The 13,964-nt window shown below is 70.1% G+C and carries 14 protein-coding genes; 11 read left to right on the top strand and 3 right to left on the bottom strand.

Annotation, left to right across the window (positions count from 1 at the left end):
* Window positions 1-43 precede the first annotated feature (43 nt).
* Both rho and prfA read left to right on the top strand, forming a co-directional pair.
* A complete protein-coding gene (gene rho, locus F6J84_RS10720; RefSeq protein WP_238702465.1) occupies window positions 44-2,119 on the top strand; it encodes a transcription termination factor Rho in 2,076 nt (691 codons plus the stop codon).
* A gap of 26 nt (window positions 2,120-2,145) precedes the next feature.
* Window positions 2,146-3,222, top strand: a complete 1,077-nt coding sequence (gene prfA / locus F6J84_RS10715) for a peptide chain release factor 1 (RefSeq protein WP_150895543.1) — start codon at window positions 2,146-2,148, stop codon at window positions 3,220-3,222.
* Window positions 3,223-3,259: 37 nt separating this feature from the next.
* Here prfA and F6J84_RS10710 read toward each other — a convergent pair whose 3' ends face one another.
* The 3 genes from F6J84_RS10710 to cysK all read right to left on the bottom strand — a co-directional run bounded on the left by F6J84_RS10710 (window position 3,260) and on the right by cysK (window position 6,283).
* Window positions 3,260-4,657 carry an amidase gene (locus F6J84_RS10710; RefSeq protein WP_150973630.1) on the bottom strand — a complete coding sequence of 466 codons (1,398 nt, stop codon included), beginning with the start codon at window positions 4,655-4,657 and terminating at the stop codon, window positions 3,260-3,262.
* A 109-nt stretch (window positions 4,658-4,766) separates the two neighbouring features.
* A complete protein-coding gene (gene epsC, locus F6J84_RS10705; protein ID WP_150973628.1) occupies window positions 4,767-5,345 on the bottom strand; it encodes a serine O-acetyltransferase EpsC in 579 nt (192 codons plus the stop codon).
* Complete coding sequence (gene cysK, locus F6J84_RS10700) at window positions 5,345-6,283, bottom strand: cysteine synthase A (protein ID WP_150973626.1); 939 nt, start codon at window positions 6,281-6,283, stop codon at window positions 5,345-5,347. The genes epsC and cysK overlap by 1 nt, the downstream gene beginning before the upstream one ends.
* Window positions 6,284-6,381: 98 nt before the next feature.
* Here cysK and prmC point away from each other — a divergent pair, with 98 nt between their 5' ends.
* The 9 genes from prmC to atpA all read left to right on the top strand — a co-directional run bounded on the left by prmC (window position 6,382) and on the right by atpA (window position 13,963).
* Window positions 6,382-7,281: a peptide chain release factor N(5)-glutamine methyltransferase gene (gene prmC, locus F6J84_RS10695; RefSeq protein WP_191905644.1), complete on the top strand. Its 900-nt coding sequence runs from the start codon at window positions 6,382-6,384 to the stop codon at window positions 7,279-7,281.
* A gap of 34 nt (window positions 7,282-7,315) precedes the next feature.
* Window positions 7,316-8,014 carry an L-threonylcarbamoyladenylate synthase gene (locus tag F6J84_RS10690; protein ID WP_150973624.1) on the top strand — a complete coding sequence of 233 codons (699 nt, stop codon included), beginning with the start codon at window positions 7,316-7,318 and terminating at the stop codon, window positions 8,012-8,014.
* The gene (locus F6J84_RS10685) at window positions 8,011-9,183 is read left to right on the top strand and encodes an MraY family glycosyltransferase (protein WP_150895536.1); all 1,173 of its coding nucleotides are present in this window, start codon (window positions 8,011-8,013) and stop codon (window positions 9,181-9,183) included. Before F6J84_RS10690 ends, F6J84_RS10685 begins: the two co-directional genes overlap by 4 nt.
* On the top strand, window positions 9,180-9,686 hold the full coding sequence (locus F6J84_RS10680; RefSeq protein ID WP_150973622.1) for a Cg1360 family ATP-synthase-associated protein: 507 nt from the start codon (window positions 9,180-9,182) through the stop codon (window positions 9,684-9,686). The genes F6J84_RS10685 and F6J84_RS10680 overlap by 4 nt, the downstream gene beginning before the upstream one ends.
* 102 nt (window positions 9,687-9,788) lie before the next feature.
* Window positions 9,789-10,601 carry a F0F1 ATP synthase subunit A gene (gene atpB, locus F6J84_RS10675; RefSeq protein ID WP_238702463.1) on the top strand — a complete coding sequence of 271 codons (813 nt, stop codon included), beginning with the start codon at window positions 9,789-9,791 and terminating at the stop codon, window positions 10,599-10,601.
* A 40-nt stretch (window positions 10,602-10,641) separates the two neighbouring features.
* Window positions 10,642-10,878 (top strand): F0F1 ATP synthase subunit C, encoded by a 237-nt coding sequence (gene atpE / locus F6J84_RS10670; protein WP_047542583.1) that lies wholly within the window; start codon window positions 10,642-10,644, stop codon window positions 10,876-10,878.
* A 28-nt stretch (window positions 10,879-10,906) separates the two neighbouring features.
* Window positions 10,907-11,467: a F0F1 ATP synthase subunit B gene (locus F6J84_RS10665; protein WP_150973619.1), complete on the top strand. Its 561-nt coding sequence runs from the start codon at window positions 10,907-10,909 to the stop codon at window positions 11,465-11,467.
* Window positions 11,467-12,258 (top strand): F0F1 ATP synthase subunit delta, encoded by a 792-nt coding sequence (locus F6J84_RS10660; protein ID WP_150973617.1) that lies wholly within the window; start codon window positions 11,467-11,469, stop codon window positions 12,256-12,258. The genes F6J84_RS10665 and F6J84_RS10660 overlap by 1 nt, the downstream gene beginning before the upstream one ends.
* Window positions 12,259-12,322: 64 nt before the next feature.
* Window positions 12,323-13,963 carry a F0F1 ATP synthase subunit alpha gene (gene atpA, locus F6J84_RS10655; protein WP_150973615.1) on the top strand — a complete coding sequence of 547 codons (1,641 nt, stop codon included), beginning with the start codon at window positions 12,323-12,325 and terminating at the stop codon, window positions 13,961-13,963.
* Window position 13,964: the final 1 nt, after the last annotated feature.

Raw genomic sequence — 13,964 nt, 5'->3', positions numbered from 1 at the left:
CCCGATGAGATCACGCGCATCGACTCGTCACAAGGGAGAACTCGTGGAGTCCGTCTCCGAGATCCAGACCACCGATCCGAACGCCGACGACGCTGCCTCGCAGTCCGTCGCCCAGACCCAGGCGGACGCGCCCGTGGCCGAGCAGCCCGGCGACCTCGTCGCCGCGGCCGAGGCGCAGAGCGCCGCTCCGGCCGAAGCCGCTCCGGCGAAGGCGCCGCGCAAGCGCGCACCGCGTCGCGCCAAGAGTGCGGACGTCGCCGAGAAGGCCGCCGCGGAGGCGGCTGCCGCCGAGGCAGCATCCGCTGAAGCGCCTGTCGCCGAGGCAGCGCCCGCTGAAGCGCCTGCCGCGGAGACCCCGCCCGCTGAGGCACCTGTCGCCGAGGCAGCGCCCACTGAGGCACCTGTCGCGGAGACCGCGCCCGCCGAGGCCGCTCCGGCCGAAGCGGAAGCGCCCGTCGCCCGCAAGGCGCCGCGGCGGACCCGCAAGCCCAAGGCCGAGGCGGCAGCCCCGGCCGAGGCGGAGCAGGCACCCGCGGATGCGGCGCCCGCCGCCGACGCGGCGCCCGCCGTCGAGACGCCCGCGCCGGCCGAGGCCCGCGCCGACGCCGCGCCCGTCACCGCCGAGACCTCCGCCGACGACGCTCCTGCGGAGCAGTCCGCTGACCAGTCCGCCGCGGAGAACGCCGAGGACGGCGACCAGCCCAGCCGCGGCCGTGGCCGCAGCCGCAGCCGCAGCCGCAACCGCCGCGAGAGCGGCGAGCAGCGCGGCGAGTCCCGTCAGAACGCCGCCCCCGCCGCGCAGAGCGCCCCCGCGCAGAGCGCCCCCGCGCAGCCCGCGACCGAGGACGACGACAACGGACAGGGCAGCGGTCGTGGACGCCAGCGCAACAAGCGCCGCGGACAGCCGCAGAACGACGAGTTCGACACGGAGATCGGCGAGGACGACGTCCTCATCCCGATCGCGGGTGTGCTCGACGTGCTCGACAACTACGCCTTCGTGCGCACCACGGGTTACCTCCCCGGCACGAGCGATGTCTACGTCTCGCTCGGTCAGGTGAAGAAGTACAACCTGCGCAAGGGCGACGCCGTCGTCGGTGCCATCAAGCAGCCGCGCGAGGGTGAGCAGTCCGGCCGGCAGAAGTACAACGCGCTCGTGAAGGTCGACTCGATCAACGGTCTGTCCGTGGAGGACGCCGCCGATCGTGTGGAGTTCGGGAAGCTGACTCCGCTGTACCCGCAGGAGCGGCTCCGTCTGGAGACGGCCCCGGAGAAGCTGACCCAGCGGATCATCGACCTGGTGGCCCCCATCGGCAAGGGTCAGCGCGGCCTCATCGTCGCGCCCCCGAAGGCCGGCAAGACCATCGTGCTGCAGCAGATCGCCAACGCGATCGCGCTGAACAACCCCGAGGTCCACCTCATGGTCGTGCTCGTCGACGAGCGCCCCGAAGAGGTCACCGACATGCAGCGCACGGTGAAGGGCGAGGTCATCGCCTCGACCTTCGACCGTCCCGCCGAGGACCACACCACGGTCGCCGAGCTCGCCATCGAGCGGGCGAAGCGTCTGGTGGAGCTCGGTCGCGACGTGGTCGTGCTGCTCGATTCGATCACCCGTCTGGGCCGCGCGTACAACGTCTCGGCACCGACGAGCGGCCGGGTGCTCTCCGGCGGTGTCGACGCCTCGGCGCTCTACCCGCCCAAGCGCTTCTTCGGTGCGGCACGCAACATCGAGAACGGCGGATCGCTCACCATCCTCGCCACCGCGCTCGTGGAGACCGGCTCGAAGATGGACGACGTGATCTTCGAGGAGTTCAAGGGCACGGGCAACAGCGAACTGCGCCTGTCGCGCCAGCTGGCCGACAAGCGGATCTTCCCGGCCGTCGACGTGAACGCGTCGAGCACCCGCCGCGAAGAGATGCTGCTCTCGCCGGACGAGGTGAAGATCACCTGGAAGCTCCGTCGTGCGCTCGCGGGTCTCGACCCGCAGCAGGCCCTCGAGGTCGTGCTGGGCAAGCTCAAGGAGACGCACTCGAACGTCGAGTTCCTCGTGCAGATGCAGAAGTCGATGCCCGCGCCGACCGCGGGCGGTCACTCGCACGGGCACGAGAACAACATCCGCTGATCGGCGCCGCGGTGTCCGAGAGCGGGATGTTCGAATCCGTGAAGGCCCTCCTGGACGAGCACAAAGCCGTCCAGGAGGAGCTCTCCGACCCCGCGGTGCACGCGGACGCGGGTCGGGCCAAGCGGGTCAACCGGCGGTACGCCGAGCTGTCCCGCATCGTGCACGCCTACGAGGCGTGGACGGCGGCCATCGAGGATCTCGAGGCGGCGCGCGAGCTCGCCAAGGAGGACGCCGCTTTCGCGGATGAGGTCCCCGGGCTCGAAGCGCTCGTCGAGAGCACGCAGGAGAAGCTCCGGCGCCTGCTCATCCCGCGCGACCCCGACGACGCCCGTGACGTCATCATGGAGATCAAGGGCGGCGAAGGCGGCGCGGAGAGTGCCCTGTTCGCCGCGGACCTGCTGCGCATGTACCTGCAGTACGCGGCCTCCAAGGGATGGAAGACGGAACTGCTGGAACGGACCGAGTCCGACCTCGGCGGGTACAAGGACGTCCAGGTCGCGATCAAGGGGTCGAGTTCGGATCCCGCGCAGGGCGTCTGGGCTCACCTGAAGTACGAAGGCGGCGTGCACCGCGTGCAGCGCGTCCCCGCGACCGAGTCGCAGGGCCGCATCCACACGTCCACGACCGGCGTGCTCGTCTTCCCCGAGGTGGACGAGCCGGACGAGGTCGAGATCAACCCGAACGATCTGAAGATCGACGTGTTCCGTTCGTCCGGCCCGGGTGGCCAGTCGGTGAACACGACCGACTCCGCCGTCCGCATCACGCACGTGCCGACGGGGATCGTCGTGTCGATGCAGAACGAGAAGTCGCAGCTCCAGAACCGCGAGGCGGGCATGCGCGTGCTGCGCGCCCGACTGCTGGCGAAGCAGCAGGAGGAGCGGGATGCGGTGGCCTCCGACGCGCGCAAGTCCCAGATCCGCGGGATGGACCGCTCCGAGCGGATCCGCACCTACAACTTCCCGGAGAACCGCATCGCGGATCACCGCACCGGCTATAAGGCCTACAACCTGGACCAGGTGATGGACGGGGCGCTGGACCCGTTGATCGAGTCCGCGATCCACGCGGACGAAGAGGCCCAGCTGGCCGCCCTCGCCGGCGACTGACACCCACTCCGTCCGTCCCGCGAGCGGACGCGACGTGTCACCAGAGGGGAGGGTGCGGCAGGGGACCGCGTGCCGACTCGAGCTGGGCGGCGAGGGAGACGATCGCCGCCTCCCCGCCGGGGCGGCCGACGAGCTGGACGGATACCGGATGCCCGCCGGCGTCGGTCGTGACCGGGACGGTGATGGCGGGGAGCCCCGCGACGTTCACGAAACTGCTGTACGGCGCATACCGCACCTGTTGCGCGAAGTTCCGCTCCGCATCCTCGGCATCGAACCAGCCCACCGGCCGGGGGGTCTGCGCCAGAGCGGGCGTGAGCACGGCGTCGGAGCCGCCGAACGCCGCGATCGTCTCGCGCTCGAAAGCGTTCGCGGCGGCCAGCGCATCGAGGACCCGCGTGGCGGAGAGGGCTCTGCCCTCGCGGACGAGCCAGGCCGTGACGGGTTCGACGAGTCCCAGCTGCTCCTCGGTGAGTGGCAGCCGCGCGGCGCTCGCCCGCCACACGACGTGGAACATCGCGGCGTACCCGTGCGGTCGCCAGTCGAGGGCGTCCACCGCGTGCCCCGAGCGGTCGAGCATGCCGGCGGCGAGGTCCACCGCGGCGCGTGCGGTGGGGTCGAGGACGATGTCTTCCGCGTCGTCCCAGGGCGAGACCGTGGTGACCCCGACGCGGAGGGCCGGCGCGGGGTCGAGCGCGGCGGGCAGGAGTTCACGGGCGTGCGGCGCGGTCAACGCGTGGGGGTAGGGGCGCAGCTGCCGCATGGCGTCCGCGAGGAAGGCTGCGTCGGCGACCGTGCGGGCGAGGGGGCCGGACACGGCGAGTCCGGCGAACGAGTCGACGCCGGAGCCGATCGGCATCCGTCCGCGGGCAGGTTTCAGGCCCACGATGCCGACCGTGGCGGCGGGGATGCGGATCGAGCCCCCGCCATCGGATCCGGGCGCGACCGGGAGGAGGCCGGCCGCGACGGCCGCCGCCGCACCGCCGCTGGATCCGCCGGCGCCGTGGCCGAGGTCCCAGGGATCGCGGGTCGGGGGAGTGAAGGCCGTCTCGGTGTACCCGGTGAGGCCGAACTCTGGCGTCGCGGTCTTGCCGAGACTCACCGCGCCGGCCTCGTCCAGTGCGGCGGCGAGTTCGTCGGAGCGCAGCGGAACGTGGTCGCGGAAGGCCCGCGAGCCGTATCGGGTCGGCACCCCGGCGCGCGCGACGAGGTCCTTGTCCGCGAGCGGGAGCCCCCACAGTGGGCCGGTTGCCGGGCGCGTGAGTCCGCGGGCGCGGGCCAGTGCCGCATCCCGGGTCACCTCGACGAAGGCGCCGATCGCGGGACCGATGCGCGCGATGCGCTCCAGGTAGTGCGCGGCGAGCTCATGGGGGAGCAGTTCTCCCGAGCGGAGTGAGGCCGCCTGCGTGCGGGCGTCGAGATCGTGCAGGGCGGTCATCCTCCGAGCCTAGGCCGCTGCGCCGGCCGTCCGCCCTCCTTCCGCCGCGCCCGCCGAGCCCCCTCGGCCTCGCGCCCGCATTCCCGCCGGCGCCGAGCGCCGGAGCGGGTCAGATCGAGTACTCGGGTGCGGTGAGGAGGGCGCGGGTGTCCTCTCCGGCACGGCGCACGCGCGCCTTGGCCGGGACGCCCACGAGGACGCTGTCCGGCGGGGCGTCCTTGGTGACCACGGCGTTGGCGCCCACGACGCAGCCCGCGCCGATCGTGATCGGGCCGAGGATCTTGGCCCCCGCACCCACCGCGACGCCGTCGCCGAGGGTGGGATGGCGTTTGCCGCCCTCGCGCTGACGTCCGCCGAGGGTGACACCGTGGTACAGCATGACGTCGTCGCCCACCTCGGCCGTCTCGCCCACGACCACGCCCATGCCGTGATCGATGAAGAAGCGCCGGCCGATGCGGGCGCCGGGGTGGATCTCGATGCCGGTGAGCCAGCGGGTCAGCTGCGACCCCGCCCGGGCGGGGAAGCGCAGACCCCGCACCCACAGTGCATGCCAGACCCGGTGCGCCCAGATGGCGTGCAGCCCCGGGTACAGCACCGCGATCTCGAGGCTGCTGCGGGCGGCCGGATCCCGCAGGCGCGCGGACGCGATGTCCTCGCGCATACGGGACCCGACCGAGGCGAGACCCATCAGTCCTCGCGGAGGTCTTCGAACAGGGCGGTGGTCAGGTAGCGCTCACCGGTGTCCGGGACGATGACGACGATCCGCTTGCCGGCGTTCTCCTGGCGCTTGGCCAGCTCCAGCGCGGCCCAGACCGCGGCGCCGCTGGACATGCCCACGAGCAGGCCCTCGCGCGCGGCGAGCTCGCGCGCCACGCGCAGGGAGTCCTCGAAGCCCACGTCGACGACCTCGTCGATCACCTCGCGGTCGAGGATCGCGGGAACGAAGTTCGGGCCGATGCCCTGGATCTTGTGCGGCCCGGGGTGTCCCTCGGTGAGGATGGGGGAGTCCTTCGGCTCGACGGCGACGATGCGCACGCCCGGCACCTTCTCCTTCAGCACCTGGCCGACGCCGGTGATCGTGCCCCCGGTACCGATGCCGGCGACGAAGAGGTCCAGCCGTCCGTCGGTGTCGCGCAGGATCTCCTCCGCGGTGGTCTTGCGGTGGATCGCGGGGTTCGCCTCGTTCTCGAACTGACGGGCCCACACCGCGCCCGGGGTCTCGGCGACGATGCGCTGGGCCTCGTCGACCGCGAGGGCCATGCCCTTCGTGGGGTCGGTGAGGACGAGTTCGGCGCCGAAGGCCTTGAGCAGGATGCGGCGCTCCTTCGACATGGAAGCGGGCATCGTGAGGATGACCCGGTAGCCGCGGGCGGCGCCGACCATCGCCAGTGCGATGCCGGTGTTGCCGCTCGTCGACTCGACGATCGTGCCGCCCGGCTTCAGCTCGCCGGAGGCCTCTGCGGCGTCGACGAGGGCGATGCCCAGGCGATCCTTCACGCTGGACGCGGGGTTGTAGTACTCGAGCTTGACGAGGACCTCGGCGTCGAGACCTTCGGTCACATGGTTCAGCCGCACGAGCGGTGTGCCGCCGAAGGCGGTTGTGATGTCGGAGTGGATTCCGGGCATGGCGGTGGCCTTTCGGGAGACGGAGGTCGCCCGACCAGCCTAGGCGAGCGCCGCCGGGACGGACCCGAATATGACGGCCGGATAGGGTGGATGCAGCCATGACCTCCGTCGATCAGCCCCCCGCGTCCACGCCCGCATCCCGCCCGCTCGGGCTCGTCCTCGACGAGATGGCCGCGCTGTTCACGGACGCGGGCATCCTCGATCCCCGCGTCGACGCGGAGCTGCTCGCCGGCCATGTGCTGGACCTGCGGCGGGGAGGGGTGCAGGCCGCCGCCTTCCGGGGCGACGAGGTCTCCGCCGCCGACGCCGCACGGCTCGGTGAACTGGCCGCCCGTCGCGCCGCCCGCGAGCCGCTGCAGCACCTGACCGGGGTCGCGCATTTCCGGCACCTCGAACTGGCGGTCGGTCCCGGGGTGTTCGTGCCGCGTCCGGAGACCGAGATGGTGGCGCAGATCGCGATCGACGCACTCCGTGCGGCCGCGTCACCGGCCCCCGTGGCGGTCGATCTCGGCACCGGTTCCGGCGCGATCGCGCTCGCCCTCGCCACGGAGGTGCCGCACGCGCGCGTGCACGCTGCCGAGAACTCCGCGGACGCGTACGCGTGGACCGCCCGCAACTTCGAGGGGGTGGGCGCCGCCAACGCGCACCTCGCATTCACGGATCTCGCATCCGCGTTCCCCGAGCTCGACGGCACCGTCACCGTCCTGGTCTCGAACCCCCCGTACGTCCCGGATGCCGCCATCCCGCGGGATCCCGAGGTGCGCCTGTACGACCCGCCGCAGGCCCTCTACGGGGGCGCGGACGGCCTGGACGTCGTCCGGGTACTGGCTGAGGTGGGTCTCCGGCTCGTGCACCCGGGCGGGCTGATCGTGATCGAGCACGGCGAGCTGCAGGGGGAGGGCGTACGCGACGTCCTCGCCTCGGCGGGGTGGCTCGCGACCGCCACGCACCGCGACCTGACCCTGCGCGACCGGGTGACGACGGCCGTCCGCCCCTGAGGCGACGGGGCGCGGCACGTAGACTGGTGTCGTCATGTCCTCTTTCTTCGACTGCCGAGACGAGTCGCAGCTGCTCGCCGGCATGCGTCAGGCGCGCCAGGCGATCGCCCGCGGCGAGCTCGTCGTCATGCCGACCGACACCGTCTACGGGATCGCCGCCGACGCCTTCAGCCCCGCCGCGGTGGCCGCGCTGCTGGCGGCGAAGGGCCGGGGTCGACAGCAGCCGCCGCCCGTGCTCGTCGCGGGACTGAACACGGTCCGCGCCCTGGTGAGCGACCTGCCGGAGCCGGTGGAACGCCTCGTCGAGACGCACTGGCCGGGCGGGCTCACGATCGTGCTGCCCGCGCAGCCCTCGCTCTCCTGGGATCTGGGGGAGACCCGCGGAACGGTCGCCGTGCGGATGCCGGCCCATCGTCTCGCCCTCGAGCTGCTGGAGGAGACCGGGCCCCTCGCCGTCTCGAGCGCCAATCTGACCGGCCGTCCCGCCGCCGTCGACGCGTTCTCCGCCCGGGACATGCTGGGTGACAGCGTGGCCGTGTACCTCGACGACGGAGCGAGCATCACCGGTGTCCCCTCCACGATCGTCGACGCGACCGCCCTCGCGCACGGGGGAGGAGGCCGCGCCCGGGTCCTCCGTCACGGCGCGGTGTCCTTCGCCGAGCTGGCCGCGGTCCTCGGCGACGCGCTCGAACCGGAACCCGAGCCGGCAGAGGGCGCGGACGGTCCCGCGTGAAGCAGTACCTCCTCATCGCGGTCGTCACGGCGGTCATCACCTTCGCGCTGTCCTGGGCCGTCTGGAAGATCGCGATCCGGTACAAGCTGCACCCGCCGATCCGTGAGCGCGACGTCCACACCCGGCCGACGCCCCGGCTCGGCGGGATCGCGATGTTCCTCGGCGTGCTGGCGGCGTTCGCGATCTCGTCCCAGATCTCGTTCTTCAGCATCTTCTGGGCAGATCCCTGGCCCGTGCTCTCCATCCTCGGTGCCACCCTCCTCATCGTGATGGTCGGGATCGCGGACGATCTGTGGGACCTGGACTGGATGATCAAGCTGGCGGCGCAGTTCCTCGCCGCGGGGATCATCGCCTGGTTCGGCCAGATCCAGATCTATGCGCTGCCGATCGGCGGTCTCACGGTCGGATCCAGCTGGGTGAGCTTCCTGCTCACCGTCCTGTCCATCGTCATCGTCATGAACGCGGTGAACTTCATCGACGGACTGGACGGGCTCGTCGCCGGGGTGTGCCTGATCGCCAACACGATCTTCTTCGCCTACTCCTACCTCCTCGCCCGTGACACCGGGGCGAGCACCTACTTCAACCTGGCCTCGTTCATCGCGGTGGTGCTGATCGGGGTGTGCGCCGGGTTCCTGCCGCTCAACTGGCATCGCGCGAAGATGTTCATGGGGGACTCGGGCGCGCTCATGCTGGGGCTGCTGATGGCGACGTCGGCCGTCGCGATCACGGGACAGCTGGATCCGGCCGTCCTCGATCCGGACACCCTGGGCCGCTCGCAGCTGCTGGGTGCGTTCATCCCGATCCTGCTGCCGGTCGCCGTGGTCCTCCTCCCGCTGCTGGACTTCGGGTCCGCGGTCCTGCGGCGCATGCGTGCCGGCAAGTCGCCGTTCTCCCCGGACCGCAAGCACCTGCACCATCGGATGCTGGACATGGGCCACTCGGACCGTGCGGCCGTGCTCATCTTCTACTCCTGGACAGCGGTCATCGGCATCGCCGTCCTGCTCATGTACATCGCCACGCGCGAGGACTGGTTCGGCCAGTACTGGATCGGCGTCGCCTTCGGGGTCGTGGGCATCGCCGCCTGCCTCGTGGTGACCGTGATGCCCACGCGACGGCCCATCCCCGAATCCACGCCCGACGACCGGCTTCCCGCCGAGGAGACCCCATGACCCCACCCACCGTGTCCAGTACACCGATCCTTCGCACCGCTCTCGTGTTCTCCGGGATCGTGACGGCGGTCCTCCTGGTCGTCGGCGCCGTGGTCGGCTTCCTCGTCGCCGGCGCCCCCGGTGTCGGCAGCGCCCTCTCCGGGGTCCTCGTCGCCGCGATCTTCCTCGGCATCACCGCCGCCAGCATCCTCATCGCGAACCGCTGGTTCGGTGATCCGCTCTATGTGCCGATCTTCTTCGGGATCGTGCTGGGCGGATGGATCCTGAAGCTGGTGCTCTTCATCGTCGCGCTGTTCATCCTGCGCGGTCAGGACTGGGTCGAGCCCGGGGTCTTCTTCGTCGCGCTCGTGGTGAGCGTGATGGCCTCCCTGGTCGTGGACGTCGTCGTGATGATGCGGATGCGCCTGCCCAACGTCAGCGACACGCGGCTTCCCACCGATCCGGAAGAGGGCGATCGGCGCTCCCGTGGGGCGGAAACGAACGATGGGACTCCAGGAGTTTGATAGTGTTTAACCGCACCCGTCCGCGAGCGCCAGAGTGCCAGAACGCGGTGTACACCGACCATCGTCGCAACGGTTTCAACCGATGCCCCGAAGCTGGAGCCTGTGCTGTTTAGTCAAGCTGCGACACTGATCGCCACCGCCGAGTCCTCAGACGAATTCCACGCTCCGACGATCGGGGAGTTCTTCCCCGACGCGCTGCTCTTCGAGGGCACCTGGTTCGCCATCACGCGAATCAACCTCGTCCAGATGCTCGCGACCGTCGTGCTCATCCTGCTCTTCGTGATCGGCACGCGGCGCATGCGCCTCATCCCGACCCGCTTCCAGAGCGTCATCGAGATGGGCCTCGACTTCGTCCGGGTCAACATCGCGCACGACCTGCTGGGGCGCAAGGACGGCAACCGCTTCCTGCCGATCCTCACCACCCTCTTCTTCATGATCCTGTTCATGAACATGACCGGTGTGATCCCGGGCCTGAACATCGCCGGAACGAGCGTCATCGCGGTTCCGCTGCTGCTGGCCCTGGTCGCCTACGTCACGTTCATCTACGCGGGCATCAAGAAGAACCCCGGCGCGTTCTTCAAGAACTCGCTGATGCCGTCCGGTGTGCCGTGGCCGCTGTACATCATCATCATCCCGCTCGAGTTCCTCTCGACCTTCATCATCCGGCCGATCACGCTCACGCTGCGTCTGCTGATGAACATGATGGTCGGGCACCTCATGCTCGTGCTGTTCTTCGCCGCCACCCAGTTCTTCATCTTCAGTCTGGGTGGGCTCTGGACGGCGCTGGGAGCCGGAACGCTCGCGTTCGGCTTCGTCTTCACCCTGTTCGAACTCTTCGTCGCCTTCCTGCAGGCGTACGTATTCGCCATCCTCACCGCGGTCTACATCCAGCTCGCGGTGGCGGAAGAGCACTGATCCGGTCGGCTCACGCCGCCCACAACGAAAGGAAAACCCCGTGGACGCAACTACGGTTCTCGCCCAGGTGTCCGGTTCGATCGCGACCGTCGGCTACGGCCTCGCCGCCATCGGCCCCGCCATCGGCGTGGGCATCGTCGTCGGCAAGACCATCGAGGGCGTGGCACGTCAGCCCGAGCTCGCCGGCCGCCTGCAGGTGCTCATGTTCATCGGTATCGCCTTCACCGAGGCGCTCGCCTTCATCGGTATCGCCACCGGCTTCATCTTCGGTTTCTGATCTCGACCTATCCAAGTAAGGAGACAGGATGCTGAACGCTCTTGTCACCCACGCGGCCGAAGAGGGCCACGAGGCGGCGCAGAATCCGCTCCTGCCGGCGATGTACGACATCGTGTGGTCGGCGGTCTGCTTCGTCATCATCCTCGTCGTCTTCTGGCGCGTGGTGCTGCCGAAGATGCAGAAGCTGCTGGACGAGCGCGCGGCCGCCATCGAGGGGAACATCGCGAAGGCCGACGAGGCCCAGCGACAGGCGGAATCCGCCCTCGAGCAGTACACCGCTCAGCTGGCCGAGGCCCGCAAGGAGGCCGGTGAGATCCGTGAGGCCGCCCGCGAGGACGGCAAGAAGATCGTCGCCGAGGCGAAGGAGTCGGCTTCTGCCGAAGCCGCTCGCGTCACCGCGCAGGCCCACGCACAGATCGAAGCCGAGCGTCAGGCGGCGCTCGTGTCCCTCCGCGGTGAGGTGGGCGCTCTCGCCCTCGACCTCGCCGGCGGTGTGATCGGCGAGAAGCTGAACGACGATGCGACCGCTCAGGGCGTCGTCGACCGGTTCCTGGCCGAGCTCGAGGCATCCGAGAAGGCGACGAAGTAATGGGAAGCGCGACCACGCAGGCCCTCTCCGTGACGAACGCCGCACTGGCTGCGGCGAGCGGCATCGACCTGACCGTCGCGAGCGAGCTTTTCCAAGCCGCTCGCGCGGTCGGCGCCTCCTCGCACCTCTCGGCGGCGCTGGCCGACTTCCCGGCCCCGGCCGAGGCGCGGGCCAAGGTCGTCGCGGACGTCTTCGGCCCGGTCTTCGCACCGGTGACCATCGCTCTGCTGACCACGGTCACGCAGCAGCGCTGGTCGTCGGCTGCCGACCTCGTGGACGGCATCGAGGAGCTCGCCGTGCGGGCTGCGTCGGTCGCGGCTTCCGATGTCGACCTGGAGGGGGAGCTGTTCCGCTTCTCCCGGACGGTCACCGAGAACCCCGAACTCGAACTCGCCCTCGGCAGCCGCGTCGGCGACTCGGTCGCCAAGAGCGAGCTCGTCACGAAGCTCATCGAGGGACGCGAGAGCGCCGCCACGGTGCTCGTGATCTCCTCGCTCGTGCGTCAGACGCGCGGGCGCCGGGTGCGTCAGCTGCTCACCCGGGCGATGGCGATCGTCGCCGACCAGCGCTCGCGGGTCATCGCGACGGTGGTCACCGCCTCCGAGCTCACGCCGGCGCAGCGGGAACGACTGATGTCGAGCCTGTCGCAGCGGTACGGTACGGAGATCTCCCTGAACACCGTCATCGACCCGTCGATCGTGGGCGGGCTGCGCGTGCAGGTCGCCGACGACGTCATCGACGCGAGCGTCTCCGCGAGGCTCGCCGACCTCCGCCAGCGACTCGCAGGCTGAGCACAGATTTCCCGCCTCCGGGCGGAGACTTCGGGGCCGAGGCCCCATGAACCGAAGGAAGACAATGGCAGACATCTCCATCAGCCCCGACGTCATCCGTGACGCCCTGAAGGACTTCGTCGCGGCATACGAGCCCACCGGCGCCGTGGCTGCCGAGGTCGGCACCGTCATCGACGCCGCGGACGGCATCGCTCACGTCGAGGGACTGCCCGGCGTGATGGCGAACGAGATCGTGGTGTTCGCGGACGGGACCCAGGGTCTCGCGCAGAACCTCGACGAGAACGCGATCGGTGTCGTCGTGCTCGGCGACTTCGCCGGAGTCGAGGCCGGTCAGTCGGTCACCCGCACCGGCGAGGTCCTCTCCTCCCCGGTCGGCGACGGATTCCTCGGCCGTGTGGTCGACCCGCTCGGCAACCCGATCGACGGTCTCGGACCGGTCGAGTCGGAGGGTCGTCGTGCCCTCGAGCTGCAGGCGCCCGGCGTCATGCAGCGCAAGAGCGTGCACGAGCCCCTGCAGACCGGGATCAAGGCCATCGACGCCATGATCCCCGTCGGCCGCGGTCAGCGTCAGCTGATCATCGGCGACCGTCAGACCGGTAAGACCGCGATCGCGATCGATACGATCATCAACCAGCGGGCGAACTGGGAGTCCGGCGACGTCAACAAGCAGGTCCGCTGCATCTACGTCGCCATCGGCCAGAAGGGCTCGACGATCGCCTCCGTCAAGGGTGCGCTCGAAGAGGCCGGTGCCATGGAGTACACGACGATCGTCGCGGCCCCCGCGTCCGACCCCGCCGGCTTCAAGTACCTCGCGCCCTACACGGGTTCCGCGATCGGTCAGCACTGGATGTACGGCGGCAAGCACGTCCTGATCATCTTCGACGACCTGTCCAAGCAGGCCGAGGCCTACCGCGCCGTGTCGCTGCTGCTGCGTCGTCCGCCGGGGCGTGAGGCGTACCCGGGTGACGTCTTCTACCTGCACTCCCGTCTGCTGGAGCGTTGCGCGAAGCTGTCCGACGAACTCGGCGCAGGATCGATGACGGGCCTCCCGATCATCGAGACCAAGGCGAACGACGTCTCGGCGTACATCCCGACCAACGTGATCTCGATCACCGACGGCCAGATCTTCCTGCAGTCCGACCTGTTCAACGCCAACCAGCGTCCGGCGGTCGACGTGGGTATCTCGGTCTCGCGAGTCGGTGGTGACGCTCAGGTCAAGTCGATCAAGAAGGTCTCCGGAACGCTCAAGCTCGAGCTCGCGCAGTACCGCTCGCTCGAGGCCTTCGCGATGTTCGCGTCCGACCTCGACGCGGCGTCCCGCCGTCAGCTGGACCGCGGCGCGCGCCTGACCGAGCTGCTCAAGCAGCCCCAGTACTCGCCGTACCCGGTGGAGGAGCAGGTCGTCTCGATCTGGGCCGGCACCAACGGCAAGCTGGACTCGATCGCCGTCGAGGACGTGCTGCGCTTCGAGCGCGAGCTGCTCGACCACCTGCGTCGTAACACGCAGGTCCTCGACACGCTGCGCGCGACCAACGTGCTGGACGACGACACCGTCGCCGAGCTCGAGAAGGCCACCGACGCCTTCATCCTGGAATTCCGTTCGGGCGATGGCGTGGCCATCGATGCTCCCGGCAGCGAGCAGTTCGCCGCCGCGGATGCCGAAGACGTCAACCAGGAGAAGATCGTCAAGGGCCGTCGCGGCTGAG

Origin of the sequence: Microbacterium caowuchunii, assembly GCF_008727755.1 — a bacterium.
GTDB classification, from domain to species: Bacteria; Actinomycetota; Actinomycetes; order Actinomycetales; family Microbacteriaceae; genus Microbacterium; species Microbacterium caowuchunii.
The sequence above is the reverse complement of the archived record's forward strand: the minus strand, read 5'-3'. Positions and strand labels throughout refer to the sequence as shown.

Coding starts and splice junctions, on each gene's coding strand:
- cysK (WP_150973626.1), bottom strand. CDS start 6,283: ATGCCCGGAATCCACTCCGACATCACAACCGCCTTCGGCGGCACACCG.
- prfA (WP_150895543.1), top strand. CDS start 2,146: ATGTTCGAATCCGTGAAGGCCCTCCTGGACGAGCACAAAGCCGTCCAG.
- F6J84_RS10710 (WP_150973630.1), bottom strand. CDS start 4,657: ATGACCGCCCTGCACGATCTCGACGCCCGCACGCAGGCGGCCTCACTC.
- F6J84_RS10680 (WP_150973622.1), top strand. CDS start 9,180: ATGACCCCACCCACCGTGTCCAGTACACCGATCCTTCGCACCGCTCTC.
- epsC (WP_150973628.1), bottom strand. CDS start 5,345: ATGGGTCTCGCCTCGGTCGGGTCCCGTATGCGCGAGGACATCGCGTCC.
- F6J84_RS10665 (WP_150973619.1), top strand. CDS start 10,907: ATGCTGAACGCTCTTGTCACCCACGCGGCCGAAGAGGGCCACGAGGCG.
- F6J84_RS10690 (WP_150973624.1), top strand. CDS start 7,316: ATGTCCTCTTTCTTCGACTGCCGAGACGAGTCGCAGCTGCTCGCCGGC.
- prmC (WP_191905644.1), top strand. CDS start 6,382: ATGACCTCCGTCGATCAGCCCCCCGCGTCCACGCCCGCATCCCGCCCG.
- atpA (WP_150973615.1), top strand. CDS start 12,323: ATGGCAGACATCTCCATCAGCCCCGACGTCATCCGTGACGCCCTGAAG.
- F6J84_RS10660 (WP_150973617.1), top strand. CDS start 11,467: ATGGGAAGCGCGACCACGCAGGCCCTCTCCGTGACGAACGCCGCACTG.